Source organism: Xanthomonas cannabis, assembly GCF_040616535.1.
Taxonomy (GTDB): domain Bacteria; phylum Pseudomonadota; class Gammaproteobacteria; order Xanthomonadales; family Xanthomonadaceae; genus Xanthomonas; species Xanthomonas cannabis.
In genome coordinates, this window is sequence record NZ_CP136580.1 from 51,770 (window position 1) to 70,033 (window position 18,264).

At 66.6% G+C, this 18,264-nt stretch carries 17 protein-coding genes; 9 read left to right on the forward strand and 8 right to left on the reverse strand.

What is annotated here, in order from left to right:
* Positions 1 to 68: 68 nt before the first annotated feature.
* From RZV17_RS00205 to RZV17_RS00230, 6 genes are all read left to right on the forward strand, one after another.
* Positions 69 to 401 (forward strand): co-chaperone YbbN, encoded by a 333-nt coding sequence (locus RZV17_RS00205; RefSeq protein ID WP_166749955.1) that lies wholly within the window; start codon positions 69 to 71, stop codon positions 399 to 401.
* Positions 398 to 1,240 (forward strand): hypothetical protein, encoded by an 843-nt coding sequence (locus RZV17_RS00210; RefSeq protein ID WP_355606167.1) that lies wholly within the window; start codon positions 398 to 400, stop codon positions 1,238 to 1,240. Before RZV17_RS00205 ends, RZV17_RS00210 begins: the two co-directional genes overlap by 4 nt.
* 354 nt (positions 1,241 to 1,594) lie before the next feature.
* On the forward strand, positions 1,595 to 1,981 hold the full coding sequence (locus RZV17_RS00215) for a BlaI/MecI/CopY family transcriptional regulator (RefSeq protein WP_047697013.1): 387 nt from the start codon (positions 1,595 to 1,597) through the stop codon (positions 1,979 to 1,981).
* 3 nt (positions 1,982 to 1,984) lie between these two features.
* Positions 1,985 to 3,703: a M56 family metallopeptidase gene (locus RZV17_RS00220; RefSeq protein ID WP_355606170.1), complete on the forward strand. Its 1,719-nt coding sequence runs from the start codon at positions 1,985 to 1,987 to the stop codon at positions 3,701 to 3,703.
* 995 nt (positions 3,704 to 4,698) lie between these two features.
* On the forward strand, positions 4,699 to 5,265 hold the full coding sequence (locus tag RZV17_RS00225) for a hypothetical protein (protein ID WP_355606173.1): 567 nt from the start codon (positions 4,699 to 4,701) through the stop codon (positions 5,263 to 5,265).
* Positions 5,266 to 5,357: 92 nt separating this feature from the next.
* Positions 5,358 to 6,500 (forward strand): saccharopine dehydrogenase NADP-binding domain-containing protein, encoded by a 1,143-nt coding sequence (locus RZV17_RS00230; RefSeq protein WP_355606176.1) that lies wholly within the window; start codon positions 5,358 to 5,360, stop codon positions 6,498 to 6,500.
* Positions 6,501 to 6,766: 266 nt separating this feature from the next.
* On the opposite strand, the gene RZV17_RS00235 is transcribed toward RZV17_RS00230, so the two are convergent.
* The 3 genes from RZV17_RS00235 to RZV17_RS00245 all read right to left on the reverse strand — a co-directional run bounded on the left by RZV17_RS00235 (position 6,767) and on the right by RZV17_RS00245 (position 12,069).
* Entirely contained in the window at positions 6,767 to 7,555 is a 789-nt protein-coding gene (locus tag RZV17_RS00235) for a DUF1868 domain-containing protein (RefSeq protein WP_355606179.1), read from the reverse strand.
* Between the two features lie 567 nt (positions 7,556 to 8,122).
* On the reverse strand, positions 8,123 to 9,580 hold the full coding sequence (locus RZV17_RS00240; protein WP_355606182.1) for a ribonuclease H-like domain-containing protein: 1,458 nt from the start codon (positions 9,578 to 9,580) through the stop codon (positions 8,123 to 8,125).
* A complete protein-coding gene (locus tag RZV17_RS00245; RefSeq protein WP_355606185.1) occupies positions 9,577 to 12,069 on the reverse strand; it encodes a DEAD/DEAH box helicase in 2,493 nt (830 codons plus the stop codon). The genes RZV17_RS00240 and RZV17_RS00245 overlap by 4 nt, the downstream gene beginning before the upstream one ends.
* A gap of 132 nt (positions 12,070 to 12,201) precedes the next feature.
* Here RZV17_RS00245 and RZV17_RS00250 point away from each other — a divergent pair, with 132 nt between their 5' ends.
* Both RZV17_RS00250 and RZV17_RS00255 read left to right on the forward strand, forming a co-directional pair.
* Entirely contained in the window at positions 12,202 to 12,765 is a 564-nt protein-coding gene (locus RZV17_RS00250; RefSeq protein ID WP_139015268.1) for a hypothetical protein, read from the forward strand.
* A 217-nt stretch (positions 12,766 to 12,982) separates the two neighbouring features.
* On the forward strand, positions 12,983 to 13,645 hold the full coding sequence (locus RZV17_RS00255) for a hemolysin III family protein (RefSeq protein ID WP_355606189.1): 663 nt from the start codon (positions 12,983 to 12,985) through the stop codon (positions 13,643 to 13,645).
* A gap of 66 nt (positions 13,646 to 13,711) precedes the next feature.
* Here the strand turns inward: RZV17_RS00255 and RZV17_RS00260 are convergent, their stop codons facing one another.
* From RZV17_RS00260 to RZV17_RS00275, 4 genes are all read right to left on the reverse strand, one after another.
* Positions 13,712 to 14,029 (reverse strand): plasmid stabilization protein, encoded by a 318-nt coding sequence (locus RZV17_RS00260; protein ID WP_184368461.1) that lies wholly within the window; start codon positions 14,027 to 14,029, stop codon positions 13,712 to 13,714.
* A complete protein-coding gene (locus tag RZV17_RS00265; protein WP_244875171.1) occupies positions 14,026 to 14,499 on the reverse strand; it encodes a hypothetical protein in 474 nt (157 codons plus the stop codon). Before RZV17_RS00265 ends, RZV17_RS00260 begins: the two co-directional genes overlap by 4 nt.
* A gap of 85 nt (positions 14,500 to 14,584) precedes the next feature.
* A complete protein-coding gene (locus tag RZV17_RS00270) occupies positions 14,585 to 14,710 on the reverse strand; it encodes a hypothetical protein (protein WP_255404427.1) in 126 nt (41 codons plus the stop codon).
* Between the two features lie 96 nt (positions 14,711 to 14,806).
* Positions 14,807 to 15,889, reverse strand: coding sequence for an ATP-grasp fold amidoligase family protein (locus RZV17_RS00275; protein ID WP_355609551.1), 1,083 nt, complete (start codon positions 15,887 to 15,889; stop codon positions 14,807 to 14,809).
* Positions 15,890 to 16,418: 529 nt separating this feature from the next.
* Between RZV17_RS00275 and RZV17_RS00280 the strand changes: the two genes are divergently transcribed.
* Positions 16,419 to 17,063 carry a glutathione S-transferase family protein gene (locus tag RZV17_RS00280; RefSeq protein WP_166749943.1) on the forward strand — a complete coding sequence of 215 codons (645 nt, stop codon included), beginning with the start codon at positions 16,419 to 16,421 and terminating at the stop codon, positions 17,061 to 17,063.
* Between the two features lie 284 nt (positions 17,064 to 17,347).
* Here the strand turns inward: RZV17_RS00280 and RZV17_RS00285 are convergent, their stop codons facing one another.
* Positions 17,348 to 18,241: a LysR family transcriptional regulator gene (locus RZV17_RS00285; protein ID WP_355606194.1), complete on the reverse strand. Its 894-nt coding sequence runs from the start codon at positions 18,239 to 18,241 to the stop codon at positions 17,348 to 17,350.
* Between the last annotated feature and the right edge of the window lie 23 nt (positions 18,242 to 18,264).

Genomic DNA, 18,264 nt, shown 5'->3' on the forward strand with positions numbered 1-18,264 from the left:
CTGGAGCGCGTCACAGGCGCCTGGCCGCCACCTCACTCACTGCGGCATCCACTTTTTCAGGGGTTTCAATGACGTTTCGCAACGCTGCCGACTTGGACTTTGCTCAGGATGTGATCAGATCCAACGTGCCCGTGTTACTGAAGTTTTCCGCAGGTTGGTGTGGCCCGTGCAAAACGGTTGCCCCGGTCATAGAGAGCATTGCCGGCGAATATGCCGATGAGATGACATTTGTTTCGGTTGATATCGACCAAAGCCCGGAGATCGCCCAGGCTCATGGTGTCAGGGGCGTGCCCGCGTTTGTGGTGATAAAGGATGGAAAGGTCACGCAGCAGCTCTTCGGCCTGCAGACACGGACGACGCTAGCCGAAATGATCGAGACGGCCATAGGGGCTGAGCGGTGACGGCAACTGCCGAAAACGCGGGGTTGCCACTGACGAGGTTTGCGGCCGCGGTTGCCAATGGCGGCTTCTACCCAGACCCGGGTGACCCCGCCAATCGAGGTGGCTATCGCGGGATGCTGTTCTGCGCGGTTGGCTCTGAAGACGAGGCCTTGTTTGCAGGTCTCACCAAGATCCCTTTACCGATGGTCTTGGTCATGACGCCTATCATCCAGAGCCTGCCTGCAGCCGCGGCACAGGATGCCGCCGTTCACTGGCTGCAGCCTCGCGCGCAGGGCATGGACGACCTTGCTGCCGAGCGTGTCATCGTCGATTACCTGGAGAGCAGCGTCATTCGGGAGCGTGTCGCGGGGCACCAGGGCGCAAGCCAGGTGCACGCGGCGTTGCTTCGACTCCATCAGATGGCGGCCTCTGGTCGCCTGCCAGGGCAGGGTGAATGGCGCGCGGTGCGGAAGGAGGCAACTGCCTTGTTGCGTGGCCTGGAAGAACACGATGCCAAGGTGCTCTCCTATCTGGGAACGGCGGCATGGCCGGTAAGGTCTGCGCCGGAAGTGATTCGTGACCTGTTGAATGACGAAGCGGAGGCTCGCGCAGCGATGGCAGGCCGCGATCGAAACCTGCGGGTGCCAACGGGTGCCGACTGGGACACCTTCCGTACGCAGATCGATGAACTCAAGGCGTCTGGCAAAAGCAAGGAAGAGGCTTTTGCGGTGATAGACAGCGTTCTGCACGATCGGCATCCAGACGTTTGGGAGCGCCTGACCGCCTCCAACGCCTTGGGTCGTGAAACCAGGGGGCATGCGGCGCAGTTCATGCGGGCACTTCTGGATAGACAGTTCTGACAATGCGTCAGAGAGAACGCGACAGGCGCGGCCCGCTCGAGGGCTGGTCATGCAAGGTAGCCCCACGCTACCCCGTCGTTCAATCAGGATGGCATCGAACACAGGGGCCATGTCCGGTCAGCATGACGACCGGACCGTAGATGCCCGGCGTGCACGCAGGGCTCGAACGCAATAGTGCTCAGGCGATGAAGGCCACCTGTTGCCCAAGCCCCCCGGCGTTCCCTGGGCGCTCATGGCTGCTGCCTGATCCCTCCACAGCACAGCCGGCGCCCGCCTGGCCCCCTGCCATCCGACCTATTGACGACAGCTGTAGTCACCTCTACGGTAGCGACAACTGTAGTCAGGGAGAGCGGCATGCGCGGCAAGACCATCGGGGACCAGGAGCTGGCCCTGCTGCAATACATCGAAGAACAGCGGCACGCCAGCGTGGGCGAAGTGGCGGCCGCGTTCGGCGAGCCGCGCGGGTTGGCGCGCTCTACCGTGCTGACCATGATGGAGCGGCTGCGTGCCAAGGGCTTTCTGCGCCGCAAGCAGGTAGACGGCATGTACCGCTACAGCGCCACCGCCGGCCAGGACGATGTGGTGCGCGGGGCTGTGGGGCAGTTCGTCGAGAAGACTTTGCAGGGCTCGGTGTCGCCATTCGTGGCGTGGATGTCGCAGCGCGCCGAAGTCAGCGATAGCGAACTGGCCGAACTCGAAGCGTTGGTCGCCAAGCTGCAATCGCAGCGCAAGGAGGATTGAGTCATGTCGCCCCTGATCGAAGCGGTGTTATGGAAGCTTGGCGCCACCAGCGTGCAGACCGCGGTGCTGGTGCTGGTGGTATGGGCGTTGTGCCGCGGCGTGCGCCGCTTGCCGGCGGCCACGCAAACCTGGCTGTGGTGGTTGGTGGGCGTGCAGGCGGTGGTCGGCCTGGTGTGGAGCAACCCGGTGCAGCTGCCGGTGCTGCCGGCGCATGGCGTGACCACTGCGCTGGGCTCGTCCGGCAGCCTGGCGCCGATGGCAAACGCCGCCGCCGCGGCATCCACGGCCGCGCATGCCGGCGCCACCGCGCAGGCAATGCAGGTTGGCGCCTGGTCGCCATTCGCCGTGGCGGTGCTGGCGCTGTGGGCGGCGGGGGTGCTGGTGCTGGCCGCCGGCACGGCGCGCGCGTATCTGCGCAGCCGTGCGTTGGTACGTGCGGCGCAGCCGTGCACCGACCGCGCCTTGGTGCAGGCGTTGCAGATGGCTTCTGAAGCGCATGGCTTGTCGCACCCGCCGGCCCTGCGGCTGTCGTCGCAGATCGATTCGCCGCAGTTGATCGGCCCGTGGCGACCGGTGTTGCTGTTGCCTGCCGCACGCCTGCCGCACATGGCCGACGACGATCTGGATATGGCGCTGACCCACGAGTTGATCCATCTGCGCCGCCGCGACCTGTGGTGGGGCCTGCTGCCGGCGTTGGCGCAGTACCTGTTCTTCTTCCACCCGCTGGTGCATCTGGCCGCGCGCGAATATGCCATTGCCCGCGAAGCCGCCTGCGATGCGGCCGTGGTCGCCGGGCACCGCCATTGCCGCCACGAATACGGCCGCCTGCTGCTGCAACTGGGCGTTGCGGCGCGTCCACGCGGTGGCGTGGCGAGCGCTTCGCCATCGTTCCTCAGTCTGAAACGCAGGTTGTCGATGTTGCAGGACACCCGCGCGTTTCCGCGGCTGGCTGCTGCGATGATCCTGGCCGCGGTGGCCGTCTGCGGTGTGCTGCCATTGCGTCTGGTGGCCATGCCGGTGCCGGCGACGTCCCCACGCATGCGGCCGGTGGTGGTGACTGCCCCGGTAGCGCCCACCGCGGCAAGCGCGCCTGCCAGCAGTGCCGCAGACGCTACCGCGCCCATGGATGCGTTGCCCGCGTCGGCACTGCCTGCGGAAGCCGCCGCCCCCGCTGCGCACGGTGTGATTGCCGATGTGCTGGGCGCCGAGCCGCTCCACGACGAGGACGCAGACCCAACCCAAAGCGGCTGGAATCTCGACCTGGACCAGATCCGGCGCGATGCCACCCGTGACGCGCAAGCCGCCGTGCACGATGCGCTCGCTGCCAACAACCACGACCTTGAACTGCAGCAGGACCGGATGCAGGAAGCACAGGACGCCTTGCAGGAAGCGCGCGAGCAACTGGCGGCGTTGGGCCCGGAGCTGGCGCAGGCCAAACAGGACGCGCAACAGCAGGCGCGCGAAGCCGAGCAGCAGATCCGCGACATGGCGCAGCAGCATCGCCAGGCGCAATACGCGTACGCCGCTGCGGTGCGACAGGCGGCTGAGGTGTCCCGGCAGCAGGCCGAGATGGGCAAACAGGCCGCACGTCAGGCCCGCGCCGAGGCTGCGCGCGGGCAACGGGAAGCCGCGCAAGCGCAACGCGAGATGGCGCAAGCGCAGGCGGACGCCGAACAAGCGCAAGCAGAGGCAGAACAGGCGCAGGACAACCAGGAGTCATGAACCAGGCCACCGCGCTCACGGTCAGGCAGGTGTGGCCGGTGCCCGGCGTCAGCATGGACCACGTGCCCGCTCCGGCTCCGGGCGTAGCGCTCTGCCGAGCGCACCATCTGCATCGGCTGACGGCCGCTCGCAGCGTCTTGCCGGCCGCTGCGGGTGGCGAAGAGGTACAGTGACCGAGCATTAAAGAGCCAACTGTTGTGGGGTCGCTGCAGACCACGCGTCACCTCGGCACGGGTCTCTGGTAGCTACACAGCGGCAACGCGTGGCGTGCAGCCACGCTCCAGTTCCGGCCGTGCACGGCCGGTAGACAGGCGGCCGCAGTCAGCACGTTGACGCCAGCACCGGCCGGTGCGATGCGCCGACACCGTCGGGCAAGGCAGCAACCGCACCACCATGGGCCCGCCACAGCCCGCACTCCCGCGCAACGACGCCTGCAGCGTCGGCAACGCCGTGGCCGCGTGATCGCTGTTTCCCCCCCGTCGGCGCGTCTTGCGCAGGCGGCACCAATCGACCTGTGCCTTTCGTGGAGATCTCATATGATCCAGACCACTGTTCCAGTGCTGTGCCTGCGTTCGGCGTTGTTGCTGGCGCTTGCTGCAGTTACCGGCCCCGCCGCGATCGCAAGCGCGTCTGCGGCGCCTGCGGTTGCCCTGGTGCACACCTCCCTTGCTGCGCCGTCGCTGGCGGCTCCCGCCAGTGCGGCGATGATGCCGGTTGCCTCCATCGCGCGTGTTTCGCCTGTGGGCAGCGCAACGACTGCACCGGCAGCACCTGATATGACCTTCGCGCAGGCCTGGCCTGGTGTTTCTGCATTGCGCGCGCCGGCATTGTCTCCAGTCGCGCCGGTCGCATCCGTGTGGCCTGCACGTGCAGCTGCATCAGCAACGCCTGCGGTTAGTGCAGTACGCGCGTTGCCAGCTGCACCTGCGCCGACAACGCCGAATGCACCCCCGGCACCGGTTGCACCAGCAGCACCCGCACGCCTGCCTGCAAGCGTGAACAGATCCTGCGGTAACGCGACCGCAAGCATCCCGTCCGAAGGCGACGCCTACGTGCTGGTGCACGGCGATCGCCAAGTGATGCACGGCACGCCTGATGATCTGCAGACGGCGCGTCGCTACGCAGGCAACGGCGCGCGCGTGCTGTGGTTTCGGGCCGATGGGAAGCAATACCTGGTCCGCGATCCAACCCTGCTGCATCAGCTGGGCGTGGCGCATCTGCGCAGCCAGCAATTGGCCGACGCACAGGCCAGAGTGGCCGCACGCCAGCAGGCCTTGAGCGAGCGGCAAGCCGCACTTGCCGCGCAGTTGTCTGCACAAGCCGAACCGCGCCAGCTGCAGGCTTCGACCAGCACAGCATCGGCGGCTGCATCCAGCTCAGCGCAGCACGCTGCCACGCCCGATGCATTGCAGGCGTTGGCGCAGCAGCAACATGCCCTGGCGCAACAGCAGGCCGTGTTGGCGAGCAAGCAGGCCGGTGCTTCCAGGCTGGCGACGCGGCAAGCCTTGAAGGTGTTACGCGAAGCATTGAGAAGCGGCCGCGCGACGCGCATCGCCGGTTAGCTGCACTGCGCCGCGCCGCGCGTGCAGATGCAGGTGCATGTAACACGGTGCGCTCGCCGATACTGTGTATAGACACAGACGGCGAGCAGGCGATGACGTATCGGGTAGTGGTGTTGGGCGGCTTCGGCCACTTCGGTGCACGCATCGTGCGTGCGCTGGCGGCAACGGCGCAGATCCATGTGATTGCGGCCGGGCGGCATCCGGGCGATGTGGCGACCAAGTGGCCGGGTATCGCACCCGGCAGCATCTCTACCTGCCGCCTGGATATCGATGCGCACGACTTTGCCGCGCAACTGGCCGCCACCGGCGCCGATGCGGTGGTGCACACCGCCGGCCCGTTCCAGGGCCAGGACTACGCGGTGGCGCGCAGCTGCCTGCAGGCCGGCATGCATTACATCGATCTGGCCGACGGCCGTGCGTTCGTGCGTGACTTCGCCGGCGCGATGGACGCCACTGCACGCCAGGCGCAGCGCGTGGCGATCAGCGGGGCCAGCACCTTGCCGGCACTGTCCAGCGCTGTGATCGACGCACTGCTGCCGCGCTTTTCGGCGCTGCAGGAGATCCGCATGGTCATCGCGCCCGCGCAGGGCACGCCGTTGGGCCTGGCCACGGTGCGTGCGGTGCTGTCGTACTGCGGCACGCCTTTCCACTGGTGGCAGGCTGGTCGCTGGCAGCAGGTGGTGGGGTGGGCACGGCCCACGCGCGTGCAGTTCGCCCAGCTCGCCCCACGCCTGGCCTCGCCTTGCGACGTGCCCGATCACGAGCTGTTGCCGCAGCGCTATCCCGGCGTGCAGACCGTGCAATTCCGTGCGGCGCTGGAAGTGGCGTTCCTGCAGCGCTGTCTGGCTGTTGTCGCATGGTTACGCCGCTGCGGCCTGCCGTTGCCGATGCAGCGCCTGGCCGAGGTGTTCGCGCACGCCGCGCGTTGGTTCGACCGCTTCGGCACCGACCTGGGCGGCATGCGCGTGGAGCTGCGCGGTACCGGACAGGCCACGGCCGCGCAGGGTGCTGCGCGGCCACTGCAGCTGCAATGGGACCTCACCGCGCCCATGCTGCATGGGCCGGAAATTCCGTGCTTCGCGGCGGTGTTGCTGGTTCGCAAACTTGCCGCTGGCCAGCCGCTGCCGATCGGCGCGCATGCCTGCATGGGGCTGCTGACGCTGGGCGACTTCGAGCAGGAGTTTGCTGCGTGGCAGATGGCCACCGAGGTGTCGGAGGCGGATGAGGGCATCTAGTGCAACACCGTATGTGGTGTCTGCCAGCGTCGGCACGTGATCGATCATGTGCATCATCAACCTGTGCGCGTGCGTTGGAGTGCCTGTGCTGCCAGCGCGGAGTGGGGGCGGGGCGGGGAAGCACCGCAGCTCCCACACCGCAATACGTCGACGGACGTGCTTGGATCGAGAATGTTGGCCACTGTAGACAAGCGAGATTGCGCACCCTCACCCCAACTCCTCTCCCGGTGGGAGAGGGGCTAAACGGCATCGCTGCATGCCGCGCATCAAACTTCCCGCACCGTCCGGAATGCATCCATGTCGGCAAACGTACAGAAATGGAAGTGCGGGACGGTGATCGGGCCGGCTGCCGCGAGTCGCTTGAGCCAGTCGCCCACTGCAGCACGGTAGTCCGCTTGCTCCGCGGCATCGAGCGTCTCGCACAGGTAGGCGAGCGAGATATGGAACTGGAAGTTGGTGTAGTCCGGGCGCTGCAGCCGGGTCAGGGTCATCAACGCCTGGCGCGCGGTCTCCAACCGTTGCGCGGTGTGCGCGTCCGCAGGGTGCAGCGGGATGAGCAGGTTATCGTTGGCGCCGGTCTTTGCCGTTGCCGGGTTGACCACAAAGCTGCACGCACCCAGCGGCGCGGCGGTGCGTTGCGCCAGCCGTGACAGAAACGCCGCATTGACCTCGCTCAGCGCCATGTCGCGACCCATATCACCCGGCCAGGGCCCGCGCGCGCGGTCGATCTCGTTGACGCCGCCCAGCAAGGTCACGTGATAACTGCTCGGCGGCAGCAACGCAAACTTGTTGGCGAAGCGGTGCGCGGGCAGCTCGCGGTAGATGTCCAGCACGCGGTTGAAGCTGTCATAGCCATCGCCCTGCTGCGCCAGATGCCCCAGGAAGGTATTGCCGGCAAACGGCATCGGCCGTCTGTTACGCAGGAATTTGCGGCCCACATCCGGCGGTGACGAAGTCTTGGCCAATGCGGGCACGGCGGTTGCCAATGCCGCGGTGCCGGCAGCGGCTGCCATCAGGCGACGGCGGCTGAGGCGGGTGTCCATGAGTGACGGCATGCGCAGTCCTGATTCTTGGGGCAAATCCACGGGTTATGCAAAAAGCGGTGTTGCGCGCGGTACGTCTGCCTGCGGGCGATGCTGTGTGGAGCGGCTTGCACAGCACCGCCACGGGATTGTCGTGCGCGCATCCTTCCGCACTGCAGGCGGCGGTCCGGCATTGCAGGTGGCGATCACGTGCACACGGCCGCTGTGCACACTCGACGTGCACGCCGCCAAGCGCACGCCGATCACAGCACATGGATATGACAACAGGGCGCCTATCGCACTGACAACGTGCTCGGCTTCGCGAGCGCGGCCATGTGTTCGGAGTGCACCGGTTGCAGCGGCACGACCCACCTGGATGCCGACCCCATCGTCTTCGATGCGGCCATGCAACGGCATGGCACAGCGCGCGGCACATTGCAGCTCGTGCGATAGAGCCCAGCGCGCCGTCGCGTGGACGCCTGCATCGAGCCCATCAACGACATCACTTCACGGTCCTGCGCCTCAACCACCCAGGCGTTGCATCGGCTCGATCACGGCACGCAGGCAGAGCGGTGCCTCATCGCGGTGTGGCATCGATGCCTACACCGCATCCATCAACGGAATCACCTCGCGGTCCTGCGCCTCGACCGCCACCAGGCGTTGCATCAGCAGCGAGAGCGTCACCACGTCCTGGTGGTTGTGGTCGGCCACGCGGCGCAGGTTGCGCGCGCTGCCGCCGCGCAGGTAGCTCAGCCAGGCGGCCGGGGCTTCGGAGCCGGGCAGGTCGTCCTCGCGCACCACGCGCAGCAGCTGCCGCTCGATGGTGGCCAGCTTGCAGTTCTCCCAGGTGCCGCGATAACGGCGGCGGGTGGGGAACAACAGGTCCACATGGTCCAACGCAGAAATCGGGTCGCCGCGCCGCGCCAGGCGGTAGCGTGTCTTCAGCAATGGTGCGTCATAGCAGCGGCCGTTGTAGCTGGACAGCACCGTGCGCGGTGTCAGCCAGGTGCGGAACAGGTCGAGCATGGCGCTTTCGGCGGCCATGGTGGACATCATCAGCTGGCGCACGCGCAGTCCGCTGCCTTGCATGGCATCGGTGCACCACTGCGCCACGCCGATCATGAAGGCGCGCGTGCCGGTGCCGCCGGCCAGGCCGGTGGTTTCGGTGTCGAAGAACAGCAGGTCCAGCGGGTCGACCGCATCGTCGCGTTTGGCGAACGCCAGCGAGAGCGCCTCGCACGGAATGGCCTGCGGCAGAAACGCTTCGATCAGATGCAGGCCGGGGGCGATCTCGGTTCCCGGCAGGTGGCGGTCGTTCGATGGCGCGCGCACGGGTGTCTGCGCCGACACCGCACGCTCGCGCAGGCCGATCATCTTGCGCAGGCCGGCAATGTCGGCGCGTCGCTGCGGCGGCAGTGCCGGCGCCATGGGTGTTGCCGGTGGTGTCGTTGCGCTACGCGCCATTGGCCAATGGCGTGCGACCTCCGTATCCACCGCGGTGATGGCATCGGCATCGGCAGCCGATGGCAACGCCGGCTTGTGGCGCACATCGTGCTCCACCCACGCAAACACCGATGCGTCACGCGCAGGCGGTGCGGTAGCGAGTGACTGCAAGGCGCGGCGCGTGGGCGCCGGTGCGGTGCGCACATCGTGCGGGACAGCCGCCGCGGCGTCATGAGATGTAGCGGCTGTATCGCGCGACGGCAAGCGTGCAGCGGGTGACGCGGTGCCGGACACCGCTGCCCGCTGCGCACGTGTCGGCATCACCGCATCGTCCTTGCGCGATGCAGGCGTCAGCCCGCCGACCTGGCGGCGCAGCAGGCGCAGACGTTCTGCGCTGATGGCCGGAGCATCACCGGGCGCAGGCGGCATGCCCTGCGTGGCCGCGCCGGAGGCTGGCTGCGTCACCTCAGCGACAAGTGCGGCCTCCACTTCCTTCGCATTTAATGCCACTGCAGCTTGCAGTGCATCGCCTTCAGCATCCGCCGCAGGCGCACGCACATCCGCATGCCCGGCCTGCCGGCGCAGCAACCGCAGCCGGTCCGCACTCACACTCATGCAAGCACGTCCAGCGCCAGGTCGTCGTCAATCTGCGTGGCATGCCGCAGCGGTGCATCGGGATCGAACAACAACGCCAACACCGTCAGTGCCAGCGACTTCGGCGATTCCCCCTTGCCTTCCTCGTGCGCGGCCAGCACCGGGCCCACGCAGGCCGGGCAACCGGCGCTGCAATCGCAACGCCGCACCAACTCGTCCGCGCGCTGCAGCAACTCGGCCTGGCGCAGCCACAGCGGCTCGCTCAGGCCAACGCCACCGGGGAAGTTGTCGTACAGGTACACCGTGGGCACGAACGCCTGCTGCAATTCCACCGTGGCCGCGTCGCCTTCTTCCACGCCGCGCAGCTGCCCGCGCCCGGTCTGGTCGGCCACCGCAAACCACGCGCCGTCTCCGTTGCCCACGGCCTTTTGCAGGTCGCGCGCATCGGCCATCACCGCCACCGTGGCCACCACGTGCAACGCGTAAGCCGCGCCCAAAAATCCATCCAGTGCATCCTGCTTGGACGCGAACGCCTTGCCTAAGGTCGCCTGCGGCAACTGCCACCACACTGCGGTGGTGTGCAATTCCTGGTCGGGCAGGTTCACCGGCCCGTAGCCGATGTTTTCGTGCGTGTAATAGCGGATCTTCTTGTAGCCGGACACGCGTCGCACCACATGCACTTCGCCATGGTGGGAATCGCCGCGCCCGGCCACGCCACCGTCGAAGCGGTCCAGCACCTTCAATTTGGTGTAGTCGATGCTGTCGGTGTAGTAGTCCACATGCGTGCGCGTCACGTAGGCCTTGCGGCCTTCCCAATCCAGCCGCTCCACCTGGTACGGCGTGCTCTGCACCATGTGGATGGCGCCTTCGTACAAGGTGAGCGCAGCGGCGGAATAATCCACCTCGGCGATGATCTGCTGCTTGCCGTCGGTCTTGTCCACTACCACGAAGTTGCCGTCGGCCACCGAGCGCAGGCTCACCGCGTTGGCCGGGTAGCTGTCGGCGATCCATTCCCAGCGGTCGCCTTCCTGGTGGATCACCTCGCTTTCGGCCAGTGCTTCCAGAAACACCAGCGGGTCGATCGGCCCGAACGGCTCGCTGGCAATGAACGGCAATTCGAACGCCGCGCAACGAATGTGGTCGAACAGGATCAGCGGCTGGTCCGGCGCAGTGCGCGCATGTTCGGGCGAGGCATCGGCGAAGAAATCCGGGTGCCGCACCACGTACTGGTCCAGCGGTTGCGAACTGGCCACCAGCACGCCCAGCGCCGGTTGCTGGCGACGCCCGGCGCGGCCGAAGCGCTGCCATGTCGCCGCCACGCTGCCGGGGTAGCCATTGAGGATCACTACGTCCAGTGCACCGATATCCACGCCCAGCTCCAGCGCAGAGGTGGAAATGATGCCGTCGATGGTGCCGGCGCGCATCGCACGCTCCACCTCGCGGCGTTCGGTGGGCAGGTAGCCACCGCGGTAGGCGCGGATGCGTGCCGGCTTGCGCGGGTCGTGGTCGAAGATGTCCTTCAGATACTTGGTCAGCACTTCCACCATCAAACGCGTCTGCGCGAACACCAGCGTCTTCAGCCCGCTCTTGATCGCGATGCGCGCAATGCGGTTGCTCTGCGAACGCGCCGACGCACGCAGGCCCAGGTCCGCATTGACCACCGGCGGGTTCCACAGCAACACATGCTTGTCACCGGTGGGCGCGCCGGATTCGGTGATGGCATGCACCTGCTCTTCGATCAAGGCCTGCGCGTGCGCATGCGGGTTGCCGATGGTGGCCGAGCACAGGATGAACTGCGGGCTGGCGCCATAGAACGCGCAGATGCGCTTGAGCCGGCGCAGCACGTTGGTGACATGGCTGCCGAACACGCCGCGGTAGGTGTGGATCTCGTCGATCACCACATAGCGCAGGTTCTCGAAGAACTGCGCCCACTTGGTGTGATGCGGCAGGATCGCCTGGTGCAGCATGTCCGGGTTGCTCACCACGATGTCGCCATGCAACCGGATCGCCTGCCGCGCGTCGCCGGGCGTGTCGCCGTCGAAGGTGAAGGCCTTCACCCCCAACTCGCCGGCGCGGTTCAACTCCAGCAGCTCGGCCACCTGGTCCTGCGCCAGCGCCTTGGTCGGGAACAGGTACAGCGCCTTGGCGCCGCTGGTCATCGCCGCGCTCACCACCGGCAGCGTGTAGCACAGCGACTTGCCCGAAGCGGTGGGCGTCACGATCGCCACATGCTCGCCGCGCTGGGTGGCCGCCCACGCATCGGCCTGGTGGCTGTAGAGCTGGCTGATGCCGCGCGCGTGCAGGGCATCGGCCAGCGCACTGGGCACATCGTCGGGGATGGGCGCGTAGCTTCCCTCGCGCCCGGGAATGGTGAAGCTGCCGGTGATGCGGTCGTGGTAGCGGCGCTCCAGGCGCTCGGTGAGCAGTGCGCCGTCGCGGCTGGGGCGGCCGTCGGTGGTGGCCAGCGCGCGTTCGGCGGTTTCGGTGCGGCGGGCCAGGACATGGGCCATTGCGGTCAGCATCCAAAGCATTGCAGGGAAACAGAACAGCGTCTCAGAAAGTGAGACGCCGGAGCAACGCCCGTCAGCCCGTGTAGCTGATCGCTTCATACGCGCAGCGCCTAGGTGCAACGGGCTGCGGAAATGGGCATTGCACCGATGGTGGCGCCGGGTGCGGCATCCCTACGCTGCGCATGTCCCTCGCGTGGCGGCGGACACCTCTTCCTCTTATGGAGTCAGCGCATGGTCAGTGACCAGTTCTTGCAGGACAACCGTTTCAGCAACAAGGCCTCGACGGCCCAGAATGTCTATATCAAGGATGTCACCAATCAATTGAAGGATGCCGAAGGTTTGCACGCGCATCTGAAGGTGACATTCACCAACGTGCAACGCACCGATTTTGAGATCCACGGCACCATCCGTAGTGCCGCCGACGCCGAGGCGCTCGGCCAGCGCAAGGGCGACGACGGCACCGTCGGGCGCGCGCTGTGGATCTATGCCGACGGCACGTTCCGCACCTCGGTCGACGCCGCGTTCTGGGAGGACGAGGCAGAAGTCACGCTGTCCCAACTCAAGTGCTGTGCGCGCGAACTCAAGGCGCAGGTGAGCGAGTGGGAAGGGCAATTGGAGCGCGAAGGCGCAGTGAGCCACCCCTCGGGTGCGGACAACAAGCGCGCCATCGACACGCTCTACGCTACCGGCAAGTGATCGTGGCGGCGGCAGGCCTGAGCGCCTGCCGCTTCAGCGCCCACAACGGGTGCTACGCGCGTGCCAGCCTGGCGCGGCCGCCTGCCAGGGGTGCGTAGCACGCAAGCATTCATGCGTGCACCGTCCGACAACGCTGACCTGATCGTCGCCGCCAACGCGTATCCTTGTGTTCCCCCCTCGCGCAGCGACGCCGTCCCTTACGCGTCGAAGATGCTCCGTGTCCGTACCTGCTCCCGCCCCGCCCCCACATTACAAGACCCCCGCCGCCCGCCGCGCCGATGTGATCGTGCATGCGGCCGGCCTGTTCCTGGCCATTGTTGGCGGCACCTGGATGGTGTGGCGTGCGCACGCCAGCCAGACCATGGTGGTGGCCACCTGCGTGTATGCGCTGGGCCTGCTGGTGATGTTTGCCTGCTCGGCGGCCTACAACTTCGCCCCGCCGCAGCGCCAGCCGATGCTGCGCAAGTTCGACCACGCCGGCATCTTCGTGATGATTGCCGGCTCGTACACACCATTCTTCCTGGTCGCGCTCGATGGCACCTGGCGCTGGACCATGATCTTGAGCGTCTGGTGCGTGGCCTTGTTCGGCGTGGTCGCCAAGCTGTGCCTGCCCGGTATCGCCAAGGGGTTCTGGGTGGCGATCTACCTGCTGCTGGGCTGGGCCGGCATCGTGGTGATCAACCAGATGATTGCCGGCCTGGACAGCGCCGTGCTCTGGCTCATCGTGGCGGGCGGCGCGTTCTACACCGTGGGCGTGGCGTTCTACGTGCGCAAGGCGATGGTCTACAACCGCGCCATCTGGCACGCCCACGTGCTGGGCGGCGCGCTGTCGCACTGGTATGCCATCTGGTTGTGCCTGCAGCCGCTGGGCGGGGTGTAGCGCGCTGTCGATGTCGTTACGCCGTCGCGTATGCCCCTAGCTCAGTAGCATCGACACGTCATGGATCTATTGATCGCCTGACGACGTCGGCTTCCAATCAGAGCGCGCAGGTACGAGGGCAAGGATCAGCACATCGTCGCCGTCGCGTGTGTATATCAAGAGATATCTGCCGTCCTGGCAGGTGTACAAACGCGTTCCCGGCAGTGGCCCAGAGTGATAGGTGGCGGCACTATCCAGCGCGTCGCCCTCGGTTTCGATCCGGTCGTCCTGTTCACATGCGGCGACATAAATCTGCGGGTCGGAGATCTCGATCGCGCGCGCCAATGCTGAGGCGAGCAATGCGGTGCGCGCATCCAGCGCGCTCTGCTTCCAGGCCACGCTCACGCACGCGTGCCCTTTGCAGCCAGGGCTGCCTCAAGCGCCGCACGTTGTTGCGTTTTAAGCGTCTCCATCTGCTGCCTGGCCTGCGCGCTGGAGAGCGCGGGGCGGGGGTCGGCCAGGGCATGCTCGGTCTGGGTGCGTAGCGACACCGCATAGCGTGCATCCAACTCCTTGACCTTCATCGCCTCGGAGCGGTCAGGCCGGCGCTTCGCATTGCCGCCCTCTGCGTCCCACTGCGCAGCGTCCACGTGAAGCACGTCCAAGGGCATGCCCATCTCGCGCAATACCTTCAACGCACTTTCGAAGCTGCCAAACCGGCGCGGCGCATTCGCCTTTGTGGCCAGCACACGGGTCTGGTTATGGGTCTGCAACCGCACGATCCAGGCACCGGCTTCCCCGATGACTGATGCCTGCCTGACCGCACTGGCGCCGACCAGGGCGCGTGCGGTTGCCAGCTTGACCAGATTCGTCACGGCACTATCCAATTAATGATTAGGTGGCAGCCACTTTACCATTGATCAGGGACGCCACTTAAGGGTTGTCAGTCAGGCTCACGCCCTACAACGTGGTCTTCAACACCGCCTCCGGCGCAATGCGGTCGGAGAGCACGATTACCGAATGCAGCGTGCCCCGGCCCTGTACGTTGTACTCGAAGCCCACCGGCGTGCCGCCGTGGCTGAACACCTCCCAGGCGCGGTGTGGCCGGTCGCCGTGCGGCGGTGTCCGGCTAGACGTTTTTCGTAGCCCGCAGCCGCGCGGCGTGCCGCGGCCGTACTCACCTCACCGCGTCGGCAGCCGCACGCGGATGCCGTCCGTGGCAAAGCACGCTGCCGCCGGTGCACGCTGCTGCACCCACATATTGCCCATCATCCGGTCCAGCCCGCGGTCCAGGCCGGTCACCAGCCCCGCACCGGGGGTAAAGGTCAGCTCGCCGAAATAGACCTGCCCGTGCTGGATGTACCAGTCCACCCGCACGTAATCGAAGTCGCTTGCCAGCTGCTTGCTCAGCTCCAGCGCCTGTTCCAGCAGCGCCGGCGTGCACGGGGGCGCGCGCCCGTCGTCGCGGATGCGGTGGAAGGCCTCGTGCAGGTTGCCGACAAAGAAGGTCATGCCCAGCTTCGGCGTATCGAAGCGCCCATAGATCACCTGCAACACGTACTGAAAACTGCCGTCCGCCTGCCGGAACATGTGGAACTTGTAGTCCACCGGCACCTGCTGCGCATCGCCGATGTATTGCTCCACCAGGATGCGCGGCGGAATATCGCGGTAATGGATCTCGCGCACCTTGTCGGAGAAGTCGGTGCGCAGCCATTGGTCGCAGCGTTCGATGATGCGGCGCTTGTGCTGCGCATCCGGCTCATCGCGCACCACCTCCACCATCGCCGCGCCGTGGTTGGCCTTGATCACGGTCTGCCGCCACTGCGGCAGGCGCAGCAGCTCCTGCGGGTCGGTGGTGTCCAGCAGCAGCGGGATCAGGTGCGCCTCGCCGATCCTGGCCGCCACATACGGGCGCACCGCAAACTTGTCTGCCAGCCGCCGGTACAGCGGGTAATCGCCATGCACGCACTTGCGGTAGAGCACCTTCTCGTTGAAGCAGGTGGGGTTGTACAGGTTGGGCAGCCGCCCGAAGGTATTCAGGAAATACAGCCGGTCCTGATGCCGCCACGGCAGTGTCCTGACCAAGCGGCGCGCGCCTTTGCGCAGCAGCCGTTTGAGGTTGGGGCTGTTTGGCTGCGGCACCGGTGCCGGCGGCAAACGTACCGGCCGGTTGTCGGTAAACGGGGTTTCCAACGCAGGCAACAGCGTGGCCCAGCCCCGGCCGGCACTGCCCGGCGCGCCCATCGGCTGCGCCTGCAGCCCCATTCTGTGATCGGTCATGACAGCTCCCTCTTCCGGTCCATAAGTGCGGTATGCGTCACATTAAAATGTGACGGAACGCACGGTATATCTAATAGGTGAGACGAGGGTGGCAAAACGTCCCAACCGGCCCGATTACGCAAAGAACCCGGCGCTTTACGCCTAATCGGGCCGGTTCGGGCCGGTGGTCGGCAGCAATGGCGGCGCAGCGCAGCACCCGGCACGCAAGGCGCGCGCCGCCCGGTGGCAGTGAATGCAGGGGCTGTCCGGCAAACCGGGCGCATCGGGCAGGGCCGCACGCACAGGCAGCGGCCGCTTGCATGCGCGGCAGCAGCAGGCGGGTGTTCAATAGAGGCAGCAGGCAGCCCCTGCCCGGCAACGCATAAACCAGGCACGGCCCGAACAAGGCGGCCCGTTCGCCAGAGGGGGCAGGCCGCGCCGGCCGGCAACGCAGGGGCCGGCCTCGCCCATGGCGCCGGCCCAGCGCAGGCGTACCCTACGGCCTCAGCCGCCGACCACAGGGAGCCTGCCCACCATGACGATCACCATCACCGCCTTCGAGCGCTCGCCCGATGGTGGCCAAGGCCTCGTGCGCGACACCCGCCTGCGCTGGGCGCTGGAAGAAGTGGGCCAACCGTACGAAGTACGCCTGCTGCCGTTCCGCGCGCTCAAGCAACCCGCGCACCTGGCCATCCACCCGTTCGGCCAGATCCCCACCTTCGAGCACGGCGAGCTGGCGCTGTTCGAAACCGGCGCCATCGTGCTGCATATCGCCCAGCGCTACCCCGGCCTGCTACCGCACGACGACAACGCCCGTGCGCGCGCCATCGCCTGGATGTTTGCCGCACTCAACACCGTCGAGCCGCCCATGCTGGAGCTGGGCAACGCCCTGCTGCTGGAAGCCGACAAACCCTGGATGGCAGAGCGCCTGCCGCTGCTGCACAAGCGCATCCAGCGCCGCCTGCAGCACCTGGGCGACTACCTGGGCAGCAACCCCTGGCTGGAAGGCGAGTTCAGTGCCGGCGACCTGCTCATGATCTCGGTGCTAATCCGCATCAAGCTCACCGGCCTGCTGGACGGCTATCCCAACCTGCAGGACTACGTCACCCGCGGCGAACAGCGCCCGGCCTACCAACGCGCATTTGCGGCGCAGTGGGCCATCAATGGCGCGGATGCATGAGACTTGCCGCCCAGGCCAGGAGCAGGCCGGGGAACGCGAAGGACGCGCGCTGCGGCACCACGCTGTTTTTCAGCAACCGCACATACGGCAAGGATCGCCGACAGCGGCGTTTGCCCAAGACGCCCGATTCGGTGGAATGGTTTCGCGTTGGGGCAGGGAAGGATCCCTACCTGCACCGGTTGAACAGGCACCATGAAAATCGTTGCGCCGCAGCCACTTCAGTGTGTACGTAGCGCGCGCTGACGATGAAACATCTCGCGCGACACACCTGCAGTGCCGATCGATCACCCAACCGTGTTGAGCTGCGGAATCTTCGCGAATTCTTCTGCAATGAAATCCATGAACACAATCGCCCGCTTGGGCACCAGCCGGTTGGCGGCGTAGACGATCTGCATCGGTGCCGGCGGTGGGGCGAAGTCGTCCAGCACGGTCTGCAGCTCGCCCGAGGCCAGGCCGTCTTCGTAGAGCCAGGTCGGGCCCTGGCCGATGCCAAGCCCGGCGGTAACCGCCGCGCGCGTGGCTTCGGGCGAGTTGACCCGGAACCTGCCCGACACCGGCACATCGGTGTCCTTGAAACGCCAGCTCGTCCCGGTGGCGAGCAAGGTGTACAGCACGCAGTCGTGGTGGCGCAGGTCGTCGGGCACGGTCGGCACTCCGCGCTTGCCCAGGTACGCACGGCTGGCCACCATCACCCGTTTAAACGCGCCGATCCGCCGTGCGCGCAATGCGCTGCTGTCCAGATGACCAATACGGATCGCCAGCTCCGCGCCTTCGTCGAGCAGATTGACGTAGCGGTCGCTGATCTGCAGATCCAGCTCCAGTGACGGAAACCGCTGCAAAAATGCCGGCACCAGCGGCAACACGAAGGTGTGCGACAGCGCCGTAGGGCAGGCCACCCGCAACAACCCGGAGGGCTGCACGTCATCGCGCAGCGACATTTCAGACTCGCCCACCGCATCCAGGATGCGGCGCACCTCCGCGTAATAACGCTCGCCCTCCGGGGTGAGCACCAGCTTGCGGGTGGAGCGGTTGAGCAGCCGCGTTTGAAGATGCTCTTCCAGCGCCGCCACGTGGCGGCTGACGTTGGGCTGCCCCAGCCCCAGGTCGCGCCCGGCTGCGGAAAAGCTGCCGGTTTCCACAGCGCGGGCAAAGCAGTTCATCAACAGAAAACGGTCCATGCCTGCCTTCGACTCATGCGTGG

What these genes read in the sequence shown, in the direction of transcription:
- RZV17_RS00250 (WP_139015268.1), top strand. Translation starts at nt 12,202, where the DNA reads ATGGGCATTGCACCGATGGTGGCGCCGGGTGCGGCATCCCTACGCTGC.
- RZV17_RS00230 (WP_355606176.1), top strand. Translation starts at nt 5,358, where the DNA reads ATGACGTATCGGGTAGTGGTGTTGGGCGGCTTCGGCCACTTCGGTGCA.
- RZV17_RS00205 (WP_166749955.1), top strand. Translation starts at nt 69, where the DNA reads ATGACGTTTCGCAACGCTGCCGACTTGGACTTTGCTCAGGATGTGATC.
- RZV17_RS00275 (WP_355609551.1), bottom strand. Translation starts at nt 15,889, where the DNA reads ATGGGGCTGCAGGCGCAGCCGATGGGCGCGCCGGGCAGTGCCGGCCGG.
- RZV17_RS00280 (WP_166749943.1), top strand. Translation starts at nt 16,419, where the DNA reads ATGACGATCACCATCACCGCCTTCGAGCGCTCGCCCGATGGTGGCCAA.
- RZV17_RS00215 (WP_047697013.1), top strand. Translation starts at nt 1,595, where the DNA reads ATGCGCGGCAAGACCATCGGGGACCAGGAGCTGGCCCTGCTGCAATAC.
- RZV17_RS00285 (WP_355606194.1), bottom strand. Translation starts at nt 18,241, where the DNA reads ATGGACCGTTTTCTGTTGATGAACTGCTTTGCCCGCGCTGTGGAAACC.
- RZV17_RS00240 (WP_355606182.1), bottom strand. Translation starts at nt 9,580, where the DNA reads ATGAGTGTGAGTGCGGACCGGCTGCGGTTGCTGCGCCGGCAGGCCGGG.
- RZV17_RS00235 (WP_355606179.1), bottom strand. Translation starts at nt 7,555, where the DNA reads ATGCCGTCACTCATGGACACCCGCCTCAGCCGCCGTCGCCTGATGGCA.
- RZV17_RS00245 (WP_355606185.1), bottom strand. Translation starts at nt 12,069, where the DNA reads ATGGCCCATGTCCTGGCCCGCCGCACCGAAACCGCCGAACGCGCGCTG.
- RZV17_RS00220 (WP_355606170.1), top strand. Translation starts at nt 1,985, where the DNA reads ATGTCGCCCCTGATCGAAGCGGTGTTATGGAAGCTTGGCGCCACCAGC.